At 40.5% G+C, this 18,782-nt stretch carries 16 protein-coding genes; 15 read left to right on the forward strand and 1 reads right to left on the reverse strand.

The window, feature by feature from the left end:
• Positions 1-399: 399 nt before the first annotated feature.
• The 15 genes from ACK8P5_RS12685 to ACK8P5_RS12755 all read left to right on the forward strand — a co-directional run bounded on the left by ACK8P5_RS12685 (position 400) and on the right by ACK8P5_RS12755 (position 17,293).
• On the forward strand, positions 400-984 hold the full coding sequence (locus tag ACK8P5_RS12685; protein ID WP_422661283.1) for a hypothetical protein: 585 nt from the start codon (positions 400-402) through the stop codon (positions 982-984).
• 224 nt (positions 985-1,208) lie between these two features.
• Positions 1,209-1,712, forward strand: coding sequence for an RNA polymerase sigma factor (locus ACK8P5_RS12690; protein ID WP_422661284.1), 504 nt, complete (start codon positions 1,209-1,211; stop codon positions 1,710-1,712).
• 1 nt (position 1,713) lies between these two features.
• Complete coding sequence (locus ACK8P5_RS12695) at positions 1,714-2,562, forward strand: DUF3298 domain-containing protein (RefSeq protein ID WP_422661285.1); 849 nt, start codon at positions 1,714-1,716, stop codon at positions 2,560-2,562.
• Positions 2,563-2,729: 167 nt separating this feature from the next.
• Entirely contained in the window at positions 2,730-4,151 is a 1,422-nt protein-coding gene (locus tag ACK8P5_RS12700) for a polysaccharide deacetylase family protein (RefSeq protein ID WP_422661286.1), read from the forward strand.
• A gap of 482 nt (positions 4,152-4,633) precedes the next feature.
• Positions 4,634-7,075: a nitrite reductase large subunit NirB gene (nirB, locus tag ACK8P5_RS12705; protein ID WP_422661287.1), complete on the forward strand. Its 2,442-nt coding sequence runs from the start codon at positions 4,634-4,636 to the stop codon at positions 7,073-7,075.
• A gap of 36 nt (positions 7,076-7,111) precedes the next feature.
• A complete protein-coding gene (locus tag ACK8P5_RS12710; protein ID WP_422661288.1) occupies positions 7,112-7,465 on the forward strand; it encodes a nitrite reductase (NAD(P)H) small subunit in 354 nt (117 codons plus the stop codon).
• A complete protein-coding gene (locus ACK8P5_RS12715) occupies positions 7,458-8,300 on the forward strand; it encodes a uroporphyrinogen-III synthase (protein ID WP_422661289.1) in 843 nt (280 codons plus the stop codon). Before ACK8P5_RS12710 ends, ACK8P5_RS12715 begins: the two co-directional genes overlap by 8 nt.
• Before the next feature lie 206 nt (positions 8,301-8,506).
• Positions 8,507-9,214 (forward strand): hypothetical protein, encoded by a 708-nt coding sequence (locus ACK8P5_RS12720; protein WP_422661290.1) that lies wholly within the window; start codon positions 8,507-8,509, stop codon positions 9,212-9,214.
• A gap of 463 nt (positions 9,215-9,677) precedes the next feature.
• Positions 9,678-9,890, forward strand: coding sequence for a hypothetical protein (locus ACK8P5_RS12725; protein WP_422661291.1), 213 nt, complete (start codon positions 9,678-9,680; stop codon positions 9,888-9,890).
• A 430-nt stretch (positions 9,891-10,320) separates the two neighbouring features.
• Positions 10,321-11,100 (forward strand): alpha/beta fold hydrolase, encoded by a 780-nt coding sequence (locus tag ACK8P5_RS12730; RefSeq protein ID WP_422661467.1) that lies wholly within the window; start codon positions 10,321-10,323, stop codon positions 11,098-11,100.
• 27 nt (positions 11,101-11,127) lie between these two features.
• Complete coding sequence (locus tag ACK8P5_RS12735) at positions 11,128-12,225, forward strand: L-dopachrome tautomerase-related protein (RefSeq protein WP_422661292.1); 1,098 nt, start codon at positions 11,128-11,130, stop codon at positions 12,223-12,225.
• Between the two features lie 9 nt (positions 12,226-12,234).
• The gene (locus ACK8P5_RS12740) at positions 12,235-12,420 is read left to right on the forward strand and encodes a hypothetical protein (RefSeq protein WP_422661293.1); all 186 of its coding nucleotides are present in this window, start codon (positions 12,235-12,237) and stop codon (positions 12,418-12,420) included.
• Positions 12,421-12,645: 225 nt separating this feature from the next.
• A complete protein-coding gene (locus tag ACK8P5_RS12745; RefSeq protein ID WP_422661294.1) occupies positions 12,646-13,524 on the forward strand; it encodes a PhzF family phenazine biosynthesis protein in 879 nt (292 codons plus the stop codon).
• Between the two features lie 298 nt (positions 13,525-13,822).
• Positions 13,823-14,806, forward strand: a complete 984-nt coding sequence (locus ACK8P5_RS12750; protein WP_422661295.1) for a phosphotransferase — start codon at positions 13,823-13,825, stop codon at positions 14,804-14,806.
• A gap of 180 nt (positions 14,807-14,986) precedes the next feature.
• On the forward strand, positions 14,987-17,293 hold the full coding sequence (locus ACK8P5_RS12755; protein ID WP_422661296.1) for a glycoside hydrolase: 2,307 nt from the start codon (positions 14,987-14,989) through the stop codon (positions 17,291-17,293).
• Between the two features lie 290 nt (positions 17,294-17,583).
• Here the strand turns inward: ACK8P5_RS12755 and ACK8P5_RS12760 are convergent, their stop codons facing one another.
• Positions 17,584-18,420: an alpha/beta hydrolase family protein gene (locus tag ACK8P5_RS12760; RefSeq protein ID WP_422661297.1), complete on the reverse strand. Its 837-nt coding sequence runs from the start codon at positions 18,418-18,420 to the stop codon at positions 17,584-17,586.
• Positions 18,421-18,782 lie beyond the last annotated feature (362 nt).

An 18,782-nucleotide genomic window follows, 5' to 3' on the forward strand; every position in this document is an offset into this window, starting at 1 on the left:
AAAGGGGGATGAGCACTATGGCAAATATCGAGCATTTACAGACTGTGAATGTTCCAGCCTCAACGGTATATGGAGCTTTAACCACTATAAAAGGACTTGTCTGACCACTTTCAGCACAAATAGCCCTAGAAATTTAAAGCAGTTCTACGATAAATGAAAAACGTCTTCTGTTCCAGGTATGCGAACAGAGGACGTTTTTTGCGTCTGATCCATAAGAGAAAATTGGGGCGGGGGGCGAAATTTGCCCTAATATAGGGTTTGCTTTTTAAGGAATATATCATCGTGTACGTGTGAAATATCGAGAGTTTTTCTATCCTCATGAATCGAATATAAACTTTTTGGGGTAACTCGCACGTCTTAGTATATGTAAAGAAAAAAATATATGAGGAGGTTCAGAAAATGAAGAATCAATACGCAAAGAAAATTTCTCTGTTAGTGGTGGCTGGTTTCATTTGTGCAGTGGCAATCAAGACACCTCAAGTATTATTAGCAAAACAATCAACTTCAGTACCCCAAGAGGTAACTCAACTAAATGGGATAACATTACCCAAGTTAGAAATCGGTCAAAAATTTATAGTGCCTGAACTTGAATTAAAGGAAAACACGTATGTACTTGATTACAAATTTTCCGATGTTCAAGGTGATTCCGTTGCAGACAATGTCATTCTGGTAGGTACTAAAGAAAAGTTTGATGGAAAACTGGATGCGTATGCCAGTGATTTATCTATTATAGTGCAAGATGGAAAAACCCATAAGTACTTAAAATATGCTTGGTTAAACAAAGGTACAGATGGTAGCTTGTACGGAGAGCTCGGGAGGGAACCAAACTTGATTATTGGTGACTATACGGGCGACAAAGTGGACGATATTATTGTTACAGCCCCTCAAGGAGGAAATGGGGGATACGTAGATCATCTTGTCCTATCTTGGCAAAAAGATAAATATAAGGTTGTTTTTTCGGACAATGAGGCAACTGTAGAATAATAAAATCACATCACAAAACTCGATTTCCCTATTGGGGCATCGAGTTTGTTTTTTATTAAGTCTCAATAGGCAGGAGAATAGACAAGTCGTCTAAGTAAAAACATCTGTAATTACAACACTGACAAGTATTACCTTTGAACGGAAATAGACTTTTTAAGTGATTCACACGTCTTACATAAGAAAGGCATGAGGATGATACGCGCGTATCAAAGGAGAGTTTTTCTATGAATAACAAGTTAGAGAAGAAACTAATACGTTTTATTTCGGAAAACAAAGAGGATATGTATCTTTTTGCGTTCAGTTATGTGAAGAATGCTGAAAACGCATTGGATATTGTCCATGATTCCATTCATAAGGCTTTGTTATCTTCAGAAACCTTGAAATCAGAAGGGTCCATGAAAAGTTGGTTTTACAGAATCGTGATGAATACATCGCTCGATTTCATTAGAAAACATAAGAGGATTCAAATTGTCGATGATAAGACGCTCGAATTATACATACCCTCAAATGAAGATGTCTATCATGACATTGATCTGGAGAAGGCTTTGGATGAATTACCCTATGCCTTTCGGACTGTAGTTATACTTAGATATTTTGAAGATATGAAAATTGAGGAGATTGCAGAAGTGCTTAACGAAAACATTAGTACCGTGAAATCAAGATTGTATAAGGCACTTCGCGAACTTCGAATCCAAATGAGCGACGAAACTTTCGAGGAGGTTAAGTAAAATGAACGAACATTTGGAAGGATTAAAGCGAAAATATAAGGATGTGCCAATCCCTAATGAATTGGATTTTGTTGTAAAAAAAGCTCTCAAGCAAAAAAAGAATAAACGGGTGAACATAAAGAAGAGTCTCGCTGCCGTCGGAGTAGCCGCTATTCTGTTTATCACAGGGATTAATACTAGTCCCGCCATTGCAAAAGCTTTAACAGAAGTGCCCGTGATTGGCTCGCTTGTCAAGGTAATAACTTTTACTGAATTTAAAGTAGATGACGGAACTGCCAAGGCCGATATCAAAGTTCCTGGCATTACGAACATGGAAAATAAAACATTTGAAGCCACCCTAAACAATAAGTACCTGGAAGAAAGCAAAAAACATTACAATGATTTCATGGCGGAAATGGAAGAATTAAAGAAAAATGACGGGGGTCATGTAGGGGTAAAAAGCGGTTTTGATGTCAAAACCGACAACGAGCAGGTTCTTGCCATTGGTAGATATGTTGTAAGTACGGTTAATGGTTACTCCCAATATACTTATGACACGATCGACAAGAAAAATCAACTTTTGATTACCTTGCCTAGTTTATTTAAGGATGACAGCTATGTCAGCCTGATCAGCGAGAATATTAGAGAACAGACGAAACAGCAGATGAAGGCAGACCCCGACAAGACTTATTGGGAAGAAATCGACAATATTAATAAAAATCAATCTTTCTATATTAATGATGATGGCAAGCTTGTCATCTGCTTCGATAAATACGAAGTTGCTCCGGGGTATATGGGTGTGGTGGAATTTGTTATACCGCCCGATGTGATTACCGGTGCACTAGTTAGTAATGAATATATAAAATATTAAACGATGCTTTATTGTTAATATGGAACTGCCTTAAATGATAACAATGGAGCCAAATGATTTTCAGGTGCAGTTGCCCTGATTTCGTGTGGCTTTTTCTTTTATAAATACTTTATAAATCTTTACCTTGCATGAAAAAACTACTAGAAAAGACAGCTGGAGTGTGGATAATGAAATCAGCAAAAGCAAAAAAAACATATAGGATATTATTGATCCTGGGACTTTTTATATTAGGATATTTTATTTTTGTTATGTTACAGAGTAATGCCAGTGCATCTGATAGATATGAAAGAACAGTAGACCTTTCAAAATACCCGGGAGTAGATTTAGTTACAGAAATAACAGAGACTAAAAAGTACAACATGGCGATTCACTATCCGATATTTAAAAGCGATAAGATCAATAGAGAAATAGAAGGGTATGCATCATCTGTCAAAGATGATTTTCTGGCGATGGTCGAGGAAGATAAGGAATTTTTAAAGGACCGTGCGGCTGTATTATCTTTAGCAATGGAAATCCATCCCGTAGTTGAGAATGTGTATTCCATTGTATTCTCTGAGGGAAGTTACGTCGCAGGTGCAAATGCTCAGCAAAAAACAAAGGCTTATATAGTAGACGCGAATAAAAGTCAGTTCATTCAAAAAACTGAAATCCTCAAGGATACGAAACAAAACCGGGAACAGTTATATGAACTGTTAAATAAAAAATTCAAGGAATCAAAAGAATACAGTCCTTTGCTGTTCGAAGATGAATTAAAGATCTGGGTGGCTGATCCTAACAATAAATTTAATGGCATGTATTTCACGGATAAGGAAGCTGTTTTTAAATTTGATAAATACGAAGTAACTGCCGGAGCGGCCGGTATGCCCAGCATTTCGATTCCACTGGATGAGATGCAAAAGTACCTGACCGATGAGTGGAAAGAAAAGTTGCAGATTGCGAATGATAAAAATGACAAAACAGATGATATAAATAACAATACACAGGGTAATAACAAGCCCAAAGGAGAAAAACCGGTAAAAGATGATGTTGATTCATCAAAGGGCGATAAACGAGTAGCTCTTACCTTTGACGACGGACCGCATCCTAAAAACACGTTAAAGATTCTTGATTTGCTGGATAAGTATGATGCAAAAGCAACATTTTTTATGCTGGGGAACCGGGTGGATTTCTATCCGGAGATAGTGAAGGAAATTGCTGATCAAGGACATGAGCTAGGTAACCATACCTGGAACCACAAAGATCTAACGACTCTAAGTAAAGTAGAAGGAATCAAGGAAGTGGAACGAACAAACCAGGCCATCAAGAGTGCTGCTGGAAGAGAATCAACAGCGTTCCGTCCACCTTATGGTGCCGTAAATAAACAGGTTCAAAGTGCGATCAGTAGTCCCGCTGTATTTTGGACCATTGATACCTTGGACTGGAAATCGCGTAATCCGGATGCCATATTAAATATTGTTCAAGAAAATATAAGAGATGGTTCAATCATTTTAATGCACGATATCCATGCAACGACCGTAGAAGCAGTGGAACCTATTTTGAAATACTTGAAAAATGAAGGATATAAATTTGTCAGTGTCTCTGAATTATAAAATTCAAAGACGACGAAGAGATTGTGCTAACTGGAAACGATAGCTCAATATAGACAATAAGGCAGCCCATCACTTTGATCGGCTGCCTTTGTGCAACTAACCGGCAGAAGAGTTGAGGAAATTCAAACTTTGCCCTTCTTTTATTGAGAACAAAATAGAATAATTCTCAATGCTGTAATTAATGAAATAATGGATGATAATTGATAAAAAGAATCATGCAATAAAAATCTGTACTTCATTGAGGTAAGTGTATGAATAAATATGTAATTGCTAAACAAGTCCTCCCCGATCATCTAGTAGAGGAAATACAAAATTACATTCAAGGCTTACCAAGAGTGTTATGTCTTCAATTTTTAGAAACCCCTTTTTAAATATGGAAACAAAGAAAATATACCAAAAATGGTTCGATTGTAGGTGTAATGTTTAGTAGGTTACAAGTTGTCTTTAACATGGAAAGGAATTTACATTTAGGAGGTTTCTGCATGGTGAAAGCACAAGAACGTCGGCATCTAGTCTTGATTGGCAACGGAATGGCGGGCATCAACACGGTGGAACAGATATTAAAACTGGCGCCTAGCACCTACAGGATCACCGTTTTTGGAAGCGAACCTTATCCTAACTACAATCGTATTCAGTTATCGTATGTGTTAGAGAAGAGTAAATCGATAGAAGACATCATTCTGAACGACTGGGATTGGTATTTAGAGAACGAAATAGAGCTATATACGGGAACGACTGTAACGCATATTGATACGGAACAAAAAATCGTGGAGACAGACAATGGTATGGAGGTTCCATATGACACACTCATTATTGCAACCGGTTCCAATCCGTTTATGATTCCGGTTCAAGGAGCAGATAAAGAAGGAATTGTAGGTTTCAGAGATATCGCAGATTGCGAGAACATGCTACATGCCGCAGATCAGTATAAGAAGGCTGCAGTTATTGGCGGGGGATTGCTAGGATTGGAGGCGGCTAAGGGACTGCTTAAACTTGGGATGGATGTGACAGTGGTCCATCTGTTTGAAGACATAATGGAACGTCAGCTCGATCATACCGCCTCACTTATGCTTCAGGCAGAATTGGAAAGCCAGGGTTTAAAATTTGCTACCGGTAAACAGACCGAAGAGTTTCTTGGAGATGATCGGGTCAGCGGTATTCGTTTTTCCGATGGAACGACGCTGGTTGCGGATTTCGTAGTCATGGCGGTGGGGATCAGGCCAAATGCTGCATTAGCCAAAGAAAGCGGTATCTTGGTTAATCGAGGTATTCTTGTAGATGATTATATGCGTACTTCCGTACCGGATGTATATGCGGTAGGGGAGTGTAATGAGCACCGGGGCATTACATATGGGCTCGTAGCTCCGTTGTTTGAGCAAGGGGCTGTACTTGCGAAGTATCTGTGCGGAGTGGATACGAAGCCGTATGAAGGATCAGTAGTATCTACACAACTCAAAATATCTGGCGTAGACGTGTTCTCCGCTGGTGAGTTTATGGATGCAGAAGGACTATCTATAGTGCGGATGCATGATGACTGGCGACGTATTTACAAAAAAGTGCTACTACGCGGTGGACGCATCGTCGGCGGTGTTCTGGTAGGTGACGGAAAGGAAGCATCCAGGCTCCAGCAGTGGATTCGAACAGGCTCCGTTATGACGGAAGCCATTCATGATGCGATTGTGGGGCAAGCCTCGCTCGAAACCGGGAATACGGCAGCAGAGTTGGCGGATGAGGAAATCGTATGCGGTTGTAATGGCGTGACGAAGAAACACATTGTGGATGCAATTAACGAAAAAGGATTAACCACGGTCGAAGAGATCAAGGTGGCAACAAGTGCATCGCGTTCTTGTGGAGGCTGCCGACCTGTTGTAGAGCAGATTCTTCAATATGTGCTTGGGGACAAATATGATTCAGCAGCGGCGAAACAGGAAGCAATCTGTTCTTGTACTACACTGAGCAGAGATGAAGTCGTGACGGCGATTAAAGAAAAAGGATTGATCACATCTAAAGAAGTAAGGTATACGCTGGAATGGGATAACCTTGAGGGCTGCTCCAAATGTCGTCCTGCGCTGAACTACTATCTGGGTATGATCTGGCCGGCTGAGCATGTGGACGAGAAGGATTCACGATTTGTGAATGAACGGATGCATGCCAACATACAAAAAGACGGAACATTTGGCGTTGTGCCGCGGATGTACGGCGGGGTAACCACACCGGAGGATCTCAGACTTATTGCTGATATTGCAGTAAAATACAACGTCAAACTGGTTAAGGTAACCGGTGGACAGCGGCTGGACCTGCTTGGGGTTAAAAAAGAAGATCTGCCGAAGATCTGGAAGGACCTTGGCATGCCGTCTGGTTATGCATATGCGAAGGCGCTACGTACTGTCAAGACCTGCGTCGGGTCACAGTTCTGCCGTTTTGGCACCAAAGATTCGATGGGTATGGGAATAATGCTCGAGAAGAAGTTCGAACGGTTAGATATGCCAGCCAAGTTCAAGCTTGCTGTTAATGGATGTCCGCGTAACTGCGCTGAGTCATCAACCAAGGATATTGGGATCGTAGGCAATGAGGGAGCTTGGGAGATTTATGTTGGTGGTAATGGTGGGATTAAAGCCCGACTTGCTGAACTGCTGTGTAAGGTGCGAACAGATGAAGAACTTCTGATGATTGTCTCCGCGTTCATGCAGTACTACCGGGAGACAGGCAAATATCTGGAGCGGACTTCCGATTGGATCGAACGGATGGGACTAGAGTCCGTCATGGAAGCTGTAGTCAATGATCTGGATAACCGCCGGGCTTTGGCTGAGCGAATGGAGGTCGCCCTCGCTCAGGTGAAGGAACCATGGAGTGAAATCCTGAATAATTCAAATTTAAGAGAAAGGATGTTTGAAGAGATTAGTGTCTCCACGAAACAGGATTAGAAACAGAAAGGGGATGCAGCCAAGATGGAGCCATTATTGAATAGAAATGAATACACGTATTACCTTGTTGGCACTGTGGAAGATTTCATGGAGAGACTAGGCCGGGTTGTGCGCTTGGGTAAGGAAGAGATTGCGGTATTTAAGACAACCGATGGACAAATCTATGCACTTGAGAATAAAAGCCCTGGGCCGCGTGGAGGCACGATTGCAGAAGGGATTATATCCGGGAAGGTCCTGTTCGACCCGATCTGTGACTGGAAAATTTCGTTGACGGATGGTCAGGTGCTTGATCCTGATACGGGACAGGTTCGAACTTTTCCGGTTCATCTTCTCGGGAACGAGGTACGAATTGGATTACTTAAGAATGGGGGAGGGTTGTCGCATGAGTAAAGACCTTCAGAACAAAAAAATTGTCATTGCCGGGTCGCAAAAGACGGAAGAAATGACTGAGATTATTGATCGAAGAGGTGGAGTCTCCATTGTCAGGTCACTTCAGGGATTAACGGATTCTGATCCGGCTGAAGTGGAGAAGGATGTGAAGCGTTTTATCGAGCAGGGGGCAGACTGGTTTATTTTTACGACAGGTGTCGGATTCGATGCCATGTTCCAGGCTGCGGAGCGGATTAACGTTGTTTCTGAATTCGAAGAGAGGTTGAAAGAAACCAAGATCGCCTGCCGCGGTTATAAAACAAACGCCTATTTAAAGAAATCTGGTATTCATCCCGTCGTTTGTGATGATGATGGAACGATTGCCAGTATGATCGAAAAGCTTGAGGTGTTTGATTTTACTGATCAAAAGGTGTGGATTCAGCTTCATGGCGAGCTGTCTTCGCAGCTATATCAGTTTATTCAGAGCAAGGGTGGCATGGATGTTCAGGCCGTACTGCCTTATCGTTATCATGCTCCTGAGCAGGAGACGCTTGCTTCAATCATGGGTGAACTGATGCAGCGAGAAGTAGATGCCGTTTGTTTCACAACAAGAGTTCAAGTCGGATATTTATTTGATTACGCAAGAGAACATGGACGTGAAGAAGAATTGAAATCCGTCTTTGAACAGGATGTACTGGCTGCCGCTGTCGGCAAAGTAACGGCTGAAGCGCTTCGAGATCAAGGGATAAGTCGGATAATTGTGCCGGAGAAAGAACGAATGGGTGCTCTAATCGTGGAGATCGCGCATTATTATGAAAGTCAGGAAAGTAGCATAAACGAGCGTACGAACGCCTAACTATTACTCCATACCTCACTAGCATGAACTCAATCTTCATACAATTAAAAGGAGACTGGTACCCATTCGTTGCTGCGAATACCGCATATGTGCCGCCACGGCCTTCGACATCTGTGTGGTAGGACGCTTTATAATGAATATCCTTTCATCTGTAACCTTTTGGAAAAAACTGCGTTTAAAAGGAGTACAGAGAAAGGAGAGATTATATGAATAACGCTAAAAAGATGCTTCTGCTGGTACTGATGTCTGTCCTGCTCGTGCTATCTGCCTGCAGCAATACAGGAAATGAGGAGCCCAGTAACGCGCAGAAATTGGAGGAACAGACAAAGCCACCGCAGAATGAGCAGCCGGAGGAGAGCGAGCCAGTTGATAAACCAGCAGAAGAAGCGGCCCCGGAGGAAGGTACGCCACCAACAGCCCTCGAGTCTGCCAAGACTGTCATAAATGCGCTTGAGAAAGGCGACATGAGTACAGTAGCTAACTGGGTTAGCAGGGACAAAGGTCTGCGTTTCTCACCTTATGCATATGTAGATCTGAAGAAAGACGTGCACTTTTCAAGCGATGAGGTTGCAGGCTTAATGGAGGATACGACTTCATATGTATGGGGTGCATTCCCTGGTAGAGGTGATCTTATTGAGATGCCTTATTCTGAATACCATCAAAAATTTGTATATGATGCTGATTTTATTAACAAAGGTGAGACCTCACTTAACACAGTGATTGGTGAGAGCACTACACTCAGCAATCTGAATGAGGTTTATCCGCAAGAAAGTTATGCCTTCGTCGAATACCATATCAGTGGCATCGACCCGGACGTGGAGGGAATAGACTGGCGAAGTCTTCGTCTAGTGTTCGAGAAAATAGGTCAGGATCACGCACTGGTTGGAATTGTTCATGATCAATGGACACCATAAATGTCGAGGGGCATAAATATAGTCTAATTGAAAGTCGCTATTAGCGGCTTTTTTTGTTTTAGCGGTACAAGTCCTTATCCCGTATGTCGACACCGTAGTAATCAATTCTTCGGAGAATGGCTAGAAGTTGTACCAGATTACATAGCAGAAGATTTATCAGATGCTGTTCAATGGATTATGAAGTAAAATGATTTTCAACTAACGGGCAGGATAATTTCAACCATGTAGGGAATTATCGATGTATTACCTCAGGAATTATTAAATGAAGTACAAAAATATATTAATGGAGCTATGATTTATGTGCCTATACCAAGGGGGACGTAAAAAATGGGTGGGGGGGAACTCAGTGTTTCTTATTGTACGAGAGTATCAGAAAAATAGTAATTTCAAAGAAAAGTAGAATCTAGGTCCAGTAGATATTCCAATTAATCGTCTAGTCAGAGTGGTTGGACCAGAACCAAATATGGAATACGTTGAAAATAAAGATTGGTGGAACAACAAAATCAGCCAAATTAGCGATCGCATAAAAGATGGATGGGATATGCCGCCTTTAATAGCGGAAAATAGAAATGGAACTTTCAGCATAAGAGATGGTAATCATCGATTAGGTGCTTTAGAAAAAAAATGCTACGTTATTATTTGGGATAACAATAGCTTAGAAAATATCCAACTGTGAAAACTTCATTGAAATTATAAAAATAGATGAGAGTTTACAAAATAAAAGATATGAATATTGATCTATTAGACATGCACGATAAAAGATAATGTTACTGTAGCTTGATAGATTGGGAATAATTTGGGCGGGGATTCGAAAGAGTCTCCGTCCATTTTGTATTTGTGAATTTAGAAATAGTGATTTTTTGAAAATACTGAATGTCATCCAAACTGAAAAGTATAGATGCACTGTTGGCTGAACACGTGTGGGAACACTTAACTTAACCAACCACGATAGGGCACCTTCGTCCCCTGACTAGTAGTATCGCTCCTTATGCATCAGAAACCTCTTCGAACGATCTCAACAAAGCATAACCGTAAATTAGGCATTCACACTGTCTTGGGCGAATATCTTATTGGGAAATTACTTATTAATAATTGAGGTGATACACTTGGGATACTTTGTAACTGTAGAACCAGGCGTCAACGTATTTATAGAGGACATCAATCCGAAGGGAAATAAAACGATACTTTTTATACATGGATGGCCACTAAATCATAATCAGTTCGAATATCAGTTTAATTTCCTTCCAACGCTTGGATATCGTTGTATCGGAATGGACTGGAGGGGGTATGGTAATTCGGATAAACCTTTTAGCGGGTACAGTTTCGATAGATTAGCAGACGATGTTCGCATGGTCATTGAGAAATTACAGTTAAGAAACATAACACTGGCAGGGCACTCTACCGGAGGCGCAATCTCGATTCGTTATATAGCTCGTCACAAAGGGTATGGGGTATCTAAACTCGTTCTGATCGACGCTGCCGCTCCATCAAGCGTACCAAAAGAATTTACAAATAAAATCATTGAAGATACAAATCATGACCGACCGCAAATGCTGTTAGATCAAACGGGAATTTTTTTCTTTCAGTATATTTCCAAACCGAAAACCGATTGGTTCGTTTTAATGGGATTACAAGCGGCGAATTGGGCGACTTCCGCCATTATGGTCACGCTGAGAGATGAGAATGTTTACAACGATCTCGGTCAGATCGACGTACCCACATTAATTATTCACGGAATTCATGACAAAGTCGTTCCGTTTATCCAAGCTGAGGAAACAAATAAGCTGATCAAAAATTCGATGCTAGTTCCGTTCCAATACAGCGGCCATTGCGCTTTTTTAGAGGAGAGCGATAGATTTAATCAATTATTATCTTCTTTTGCTTAACGACTCGGATTTGATGAGGAGGATATCATGCAACCTATGTTACCTATGGAAAAATATTTTGGGCAGTTTGAACTGGTGCATGCTTTTTATGGGGCTATGCCTACAGGTGTCAGCGTTTCCGAAACCGGTCGTATTTTTGTTTGCTTTCCGAAATGGGGAGACGACGTTCAATTTACTGTGGCGGAAATTGTTGAGGGTGAATTACAGCCTTATCCCAGTTTAGAAATCAATATGGTTAATCCCGTTAATATCACAATGTCTTTCGTCAGTGTCCAAAGTATCGTTGCGGATGGAAGAGGAACACTTTGGGTACTAGATACAGGTGCACCCAATTTTTCTGAACCTATTCAAGGGGGAGCAAAATTAGTTGCTGTTGATTTAAGCACGAATACAATAAGGAGAGTATATACCTTTACAGAAGATGTTGTCTTGCCAACAACTTATCTGAATGATGTTCGTTTGGATTTTCGGGTTGGAAGCGCAGGATATGCATATATAACGGATTCTTCTTCCAGAGGGCCAGGGGCTATTATTGTCGTAGATTTAAAAAATGGAAACGCGTTTAGACGATTAAGCGGGGATGATTCAACTTCACCTGATCCCTATTTCTTACCAAAAGTAGAAGGTCAAATATTGATGAATCGAAACCCGGACGGCTCGACTTTCCCATTTAGATTGGCTTCCGATAGTTTAGCGATTTCTCCTGATGGTAAGATTTTATATTATGCTCCGCTAACCAGCCGTCAACTATTCTCAATCTCAACAGAAGCTTTAAGAGACAGAAGAATAGAGGACATGAATTTATCCCGATATGTGCAGTATTGGGGAGAAAAAGGTGCGTCTGATGGAATGATCACCGGCTCAAAGGGAACCATATATACGGGAGACTATGAAAACAACAGTATCCGGAAGATATTGCCGAATGGCGCAATGGAAACCATCGTACATGACCCGAGAATTTTATGGCCGGATACTTTTTCGATTGGCCCTGATCAATACTTATATGTCATTGTGAATCAATTACATCGGCAGGCAAGATTTCATTATGGAAGAGACCTGCGGGAAAAGCCATATAGTTTACTTCGTAAGAGAATTGATGAATTCCCTGCTCCTACCTTTTCATAATGATCTTAAATGAAGGTAGCTTTCCCTCATCAGGGAGCTGCATCTGCCATTTCCGGCATATTTAAAGACCAGGCCTTGCATCATTTTGGAATGGATATCGCAGACAAGTATTGGAAAGTGCAAGAGAATCTGGTCTTTGCGGATGTTAACGGTCGTGATAGATGTCCATGGTATAATGGACCATTGCCATGTTGATCACCTCGATGCACATCATCCAGAATTGGTAGGGAGAGTCCGTCTGGACTGAATACATTGTCGTAAGGAGCGGGAGAGATTGACTTAAATAAGTCTATCATTTGGATGTTATGTTAACGGAACTCTTCTAAATTTCGTTGACGCCCAGACTACCGTTTTGTGGTAAGGAGTAGGACGTACGTTTGCGCACATGGGTTTTTTAGATATAGAGAGGACGAGAGGAACATGAATGTGGAAGTATATACATTAAATGCGTTTGCGAAAGGGGACCGTGGCGGTAATCCAGCAGGCGTTGTCTTGGAGAATGGACTTTCGTTGAGTGCTGCCGAGATGCAGCTCATAGCGAAGGAGTTGGGCTTTTCGGAAACGGCTTTTATGGAAAAATCCTTGCTTGCAGATTACAAAATACGCTATTTCACTCCCGTCAGCGAAGTTGATCTGTGCGGACATGCCACGATTGCTGCATTTGGACTAATGCATTCTCTGGGTTTGGCAAAAGAAGGGACCTCCTTTAAGATAGAAACCAAAGCAGGGATTTTAGATGTCGATATTAGCTCTGAGGGTCTTGTTTACTTGTCACAAGCTTTACCACAATTTCTTGATAGGATATCCAGTGAGGAAATCGCCCCATCTTTGGGGATGGATGCCGAGGATCTGGAAACCGGGTTGCCCATCCAGATTGTTTCGACGGGACTGCGGGACATTTTGATCCCGATTCGTAGCAGAAAGCTCATGAATGAGATTCAGCCAAATTTCGACGCTATAACCGTCATAAGCGAAAAATATGATGTGGTTGGATATCATTTATTCACGATGGATACTCCAGACGATGCTGTTGCGGAATGCCGGAATTTTGCCCCACTGTACGATATTCCCGAGGAGAGCGCGACAGGAACATCCAACGGTGCTCTGCTCAGCTATTTGTACCAACATGGCCAACTATCTTTGTGGGAAGTGGAGCACGTCATGTTCAGGCAAGGGTATTCGATGGATTGTCCTTCCGAAATTAAGGTAGGATTGCGCCTAAGTGAGAGCGGTGAAATCAACCAGGTTCGGGTTGGCGGTGCAGTGGTTGGCATTGAACGAAGACATATTACGATATAAGCGAAATCCAAAAGCCTGTTTGCAGCCCACCGTTCCGGGATCAAACGGGCTTTTTCTCTGCTACTGGTGAGGCTAGATAGAAGAGGGATGGTTGCGTGAGCTGTCGTAGCACGAAATTGCAGCATGTCGAAAAAAGTTGGATCAAAAAACATTCACTGCAACACCACTCTAAAGTCGCATTGATTGCGGCTTATTTGGTTCTGACAGGAATAAGGTCTTCGACTATTAATAGCATCCTACTAATAAATTTAGAGGTATAATGATTTGCAGAGGGAATTTTGTTAAGGACGTGATTTACTTGCATCAGTCAAGAATATTTAAGGAGCTTTCGGTAAAAGAGATACATGAACTTGTAACCTTACATTTTGGGAATTCAAAGGACATAGAGATTAATCTTTTAAAAGGTGGCCTTTTTAATACAACTTATAAGCTAAAACTGCTCCCTACGCTGCGTGAATTGGTGTTGAGGGTAGGTCCTGTAAATCGGGAGTACCTGTTAGACTTTGAACAAAATTTAATGGAAGCGGAATGCCATATTTACGAGCTGCTTACTAAAAGAGGGATACCTTGTCCTGTCCTAGTAGCACGTGATTTTTCTAAGTCATGGATCGACAGGGATTACATGATCACTGAATACATGATTAGCAAACCTCTTTCAGATGAATCCATAACAAGTGCGGCAAAAGATCAATTATTTGAACAAGCAGGTAAATGGACAGCAGAGATTCATAAAATTAATGGTCCTAAATTCGGAAGGGTATCGGACATTCTCAGGAACGAGGGGCATGATACTTGGGAGCAGTTCTTAATATCACATATAAACGAGATCTGTGTGAAATGCCGACGGTTTGGTGTATTGGAGCAAAACATAATTAACCGAATCATTCATGTGTTTGAGAACCTTAAGGATATTTATAGGGGTGTCATTACCCCCAAACTTGTACATGCTGATTTATGGGCAGGGAATATCCTTGTTACTTCTGGAAATAACGAAAATTTGAACGAACTTGCTGCGATCATCGATGTAGACAGGGCAGTCTTTGGCGATATTGACTTCGAATTTTCAAGTCCATGGATGATTAATGATTCATTCTTAAAAGGGTATGGGACATATAATAATAATCCCGAAAATCAAGTGAAAATGAATTCATATAAGTTAATTTACAGTTGTATTGATACCTATGTTTGGAAAGTTCAGTATCAAAATCAAACTGAATATGAAAATAGTAAACGAAGAACCATGGAGTTATTGAATCTATTAGAAGAGCAGATATGCATTTGAAATATCAACAATTAAATCTAGAATTATGACCTGTTGTCGTATGGACAATAACATATTCTGATTACTAATTCATTAAGCTATATTAGCTAAGAGCTAGTCAAGTTTACCGATTATGAAATTGATTGTTTCGTAACTTTAACGTAACACATGGATGTTACTCTGCTCATGGAGGTGTGATACATGAAAAAAGTAATATCAATCATGTTAGTTACAACAATATTAACAAGCATTCTTGCGGGATGTATGAATGAAAAAGTTAATACAGATCGGGAGGTGAAGTCAGGAACAAATAAGTTAGACTTTAACTTTAGTGTGGATCCGGAGACACTTGCATTTGAGGTAGAGCACAATGGAACTACAGAGAAGGCATCGGAACCATTGGATAAAATGAAAGTTTCAAATTTAAAAGACAAAGGTGATAAAATTGGCTGGGACTATGTAGACCAGGGGATTGAGGTTGCAATCGAAAAAAAAGATAAGTATGTTGATGTAACTTTAAAGTCCCTAGAAAATAAAGATAACAAATTTGCATGGCCAAAAGTGAAAGGCGATGGGTATATGCTTCCATTAAATCAAGGGAAGTATATTCCAAGCGATGATTCTATTTGGAAAGAATATTTAAGTGAAGAAAAAATGAAAGTGATTGAAGCTTTATCGATGCCTTTTTTTGCGGTTGATAAAAGTGACTATTCTTTAGTATATATAATTAAAAATCCTTATAATAGTGAAATTGTTTATAATACAGAAAAAGATATTGAGTTTACCTATACTCATGAGTTTCCAGAAATTAATAAAGAGAAGGAATATGGTTTTAGAATATATTTAACGAAAAAAAATCCAGTAGATGTTGCAAAGACTTATAAAAATTATTTGGTTGAACAGGGGAACTTCAAAAGTTTAGAGGATAAAGCTAAAGAAAATAGTAATATCAAAAAGCTATATGGTGCACCGCATGCCTATTTTTGGGACAGAACTGTAATTTCAGAAGAGAATATAAAATGGGCACAACTGAGAGACAACTTTCCCAAAAAACTGAAGTTATGGATTCAGAAATTATTAACTACTAAAGTTGAAGATGGATCAGAGCTTTCATCAGCCTTTGAAGATTTAGTTAGCTTAGATTATGTGGACAAATACACCAAGAATAGAATCATAAAAAGCTTAAGTGCCGTATTGCAGCTAAAAGAATTCTATAATCCGGAAGTATTTACTAATATAGATAAAGAAACTCAGGACACGATAAATAATGGGATAGAGAGTTTGAATTCCGTTGAATTAATTGCTCTAAATAAGAGATTATTAAAAAACATGCTTGGAGATGTGGTTGACCCCATAGAAAAATGGGCAGATTCCAATACTGTAGATGTAATAAAGGATATAAAGGAATCAGGGTTAGAAAACATGTGGATCGGCTTGGATGATTGGCAGGTAGGATTCATTAAACCAGAGTTAGTAAAAGAAGCAGAAGAGCTTGGCTATCTAATTGGTACCTATGATTCGTATCATTCAATCCATAAACCAGGGGAAGAGAAGTGGGAGACTGCTAAGTTTAATGATCCCTCACTATACGAGAATGCAACTGTAACCGATAAGGATGGAAACAAGATTGAAGGATTCCAAGGTGTAGGCAGAAAGTTGAACCCGACGCTTGCAATGCCTAGTGTAAAAGAAAGGTTAACTGCCATTTTAACTACTGGCCTAGCATTTAATTCATGGTTTTTAGACACTGATGGAACTGGGGAAGTCTTTGATGACTATTCGCCAGAACATATTACTACTGAAAAAGAAGATATTCAGGCTAGAATTAAGAGAATGGAGTATTTGCAAAAAGAGTGGGGTATGGTCGTTGGAACTGAAGGTGGAAACGATTTTGCTAACAAATCTATAGCCTTTGCACATGGAATAGAAACGCCATCATTTTCTTGGATGGATGAGGACATGAAGAATAACAAAGATAGTGAGTATTATGTAGGAAGATACTACTCGAGTACGGGTGGGGTTCCCGAATTATTTTCTAAACAGATACCTATAAAGGATAAGTACAAGAAGTTATTTTTAGATTCATACTACACAATCCCATTGTATAAATTGGTTTACAACGACTCAGTGATTACAACTCATTGGTGGGGATGGGGAACATTAAAATTTGAAGATGAAAAAACTAATAGGATGTTGTACGAGATACTTTATAATGTTCCTCCTTTATATCATATAGATAAACATGAATGGAAGAAACATAAAGAGACAATTGTAAGCCATTCTAAGGCATGGGCAAATTTCAGCAAAAAAGCAATAAAGGAAGAAATGACAGATTTTAAAATTATTACTGATGACCGACTTGTACAGATGACTGAATATGGTGAAGAATTAAGTGTAGTAGCGAATTTTTCTGAAGATGAATTTAACTTTCAAGGGAGTAAAATCCCAGGAAAATCGTTATTAATTATTGATGGAGATAATAAAACTATCTATTCACCCGCAAAGTGAGCGTGAATTAGTATTACCTAAGCCATTGTGAAATGCATAAAGAAGGGCTATGAAAGGTAATAATTACGTAGGTTCAGCCTTAGATCTGATTTCTATCGGACTAAGGCCATTTTATTTTGCTTGATCTAAAGAATCAGGCTATTGTTCCCCTTTAATTTTTATTCAAAACTTGATCTAACCAGGTAAACATGCGGTGGTTCAGCAACACCCTCTAAGGTAAAGGGTTCAGTTATGCGCACGAGTTCTTCTAAATTCGTTGCTAGGAATGTGAACTGTCCATTTTCTATTCCCTATCGAGTACCTGTATCTTTGGCCATAATGGACGCGACTAAGTTCTTAGTCTCTGGTGAACTTAAATCGGATTTGTCCCTTGTATTTATACCCAACGCCTCAGCCATTGCCCCAACTTGAAAAGAGAATAAACCGTCATTTGCTATGCAAGCAGCGAGCCTATGTTCATAAGCAGCCGCGCGCGGAGCTAAATACCCACCTAAACTAATACCCATTAACGCTATTTTGTCGGAGATGACTTCTGGGCGCTTGGTCAGGTAATCAACCACTGGAGTTACAGCAGCCTCCCAGTCATGCCTGAATGGAACTCGCTGCTCACGGATAACAGCTCCTTGTTCAGGACCCTCGAATACCAAGCAATGATAGCCTCTTTCTAAAGCAGAGGTAACGACTTGAAAATAAAGTTCTTCTGCAGTGGAATCATATCCACCATGAACAATCAGGACAGGCCCTGGATGATTCCCGGCTAAATATAAGTACCCCGGCAGCTCTGTATCTTCATAAGGAATCGAAACAATCTCCCAATGATGATCAAGCAAAGAAAGCGCATGTCTGAATGTGCTACGGCTAAGGCTCCATGTTTCAAGAATACGCGAATCCTCCGGATTGCCATGGAGAAAAAATTCAGCAGTACGGTAATAATTAGATGCACGCAAGTAGAATTCTCTCGCGCTGATCTTGTTGCCTTGCCTGCTACTCTCTTCAGCTTCCCGATGAGTACGGGTTGCTGTCTTAAGCCATTCCTCATACCAGCTTTCAAAATTGCCTTCCTCGATTCGATAAGCAGTAGATAGGCATTCGCCTACGTCCGCGCCTCCAAAAGCTGCGTAACCCATTGTGCGAAGTACATCCTTTATTCTCTACAATTTCTGTTATAGAAAAAGGGATTGTTTTCGAGGAGGCAGGTATACTCTGGTGTAATAGGATGTATGAGGTGTTAAAGTACCATACAGTTGCCAATCCCGTAGACACCTAGTATCTATGGGAGGGAAAAGCATTTGAGCGCAATCCCCTCCTAAAAACGAAAAGGCTACCGCGATGATATCCGGCGGTCTTTTGGTCGTCACCGCATCTCACACCTACATTGCCGGTGATCGAGGCGCCACGTCCTAATCTTCTACTTTCGTTTGCTATTTTGGGGGATGTTGTCAGGATATTTATAAAACAAGTATAATTAAGAGATTATATATGAGGAGCG

This window comes from Paenibacillus sp. EC2-1 (assembly GCF_049311625.1).
Taxonomy (GTDB): domain Bacteria; phylum Bacillota; class Bacilli; order Paenibacillales; family Paenibacillaceae; genus Paenibacillus_AQ.

What these genes read in the sequence shown, in the direction of transcription:
- ACK8P5_RS12695 (WP_422661285.1), top strand. Translation starts at nt 1,714, where the DNA reads ATGAACGAACATTTGGAAGGATTAAAGCGAAAATATAAGGATGTGCCA.
- ACK8P5_RS12700 (WP_422661286.1), top strand. Translation starts at nt 2,730, where the DNA reads ATGAAATCAGCAAAAGCAAAAAAAACATATAGGATATTATTGATCCTG.
- ACK8P5_RS12760 (WP_422661297.1), bottom strand. Translation starts at nt 18,420, where the DNA reads ATGGGTTACGCAGCTTTTGGAGGCGCGGACGTAGGCGAATGCCTATCT.
- ACK8P5_RS12755 (WP_422661296.1), top strand. Translation starts at nt 14,987, where the DNA reads ATGAAAAAAGTAATATCAATCATGTTAGTTACAACAATATTAACAAGC.
- ACK8P5_RS12745 (WP_422661294.1), top strand. Translation starts at nt 12,646, where the DNA reads ATGAATGTGGAAGTATATACATTAAATGCGTTTGCGAAAGGGGACCGT.
- ACK8P5_RS12720 (WP_422661290.1), top strand. Translation starts at nt 8,507, where the DNA reads ATGAATAACGCTAAAAAGATGCTTCTGCTGGTACTGATGTCTGTCCTG.
- ACK8P5_RS12740 (WP_422661293.1), top strand. Translation starts at nt 12,235, where the DNA reads ATGAAGGTAGCTTTCCCTCATCAGGGAGCTGCATCTGCCATTTCCGGC.
- ACK8P5_RS12685 (WP_422661283.1), top strand. Translation starts at nt 400, where the DNA reads ATGAAGAATCAATACGCAAAGAAAATTTCTCTGTTAGTGGTGGCTGGT.
- ACK8P5_RS12735 (WP_422661292.1), top strand. Translation starts at nt 11,128, where the DNA reads ATGCAACCTATGTTACCTATGGAAAAATATTTTGGGCAGTTTGAACTG.
- ACK8P5_RS12725 (WP_422661291.1), top strand. Translation starts at nt 9,678, where the DNA reads ATGGAATACGTTGAAAATAAAGATTGGTGGAACAACAAAATCAGCCAA.
- ACK8P5_RS12715 (WP_422661289.1), top strand. Translation starts at nt 7,458, where the DNA reads ATGAGTAAAGACCTTCAGAACAAAAAAATTGTCATTGCCGGGTCGCAA.
- ACK8P5_RS12690 (WP_422661284.1), top strand. Translation starts at nt 1,209, where the DNA reads ATGAATAACAAGTTAGAGAAGAAACTAATACGTTTTATTTCGGAAAAC.
- nirB (WP_422661287.1), top strand. Translation starts at nt 4,634, where the DNA reads ATGGTGAAAGCACAAGAACGTCGGCATCTAGTCTTGATTGGCAACGGA.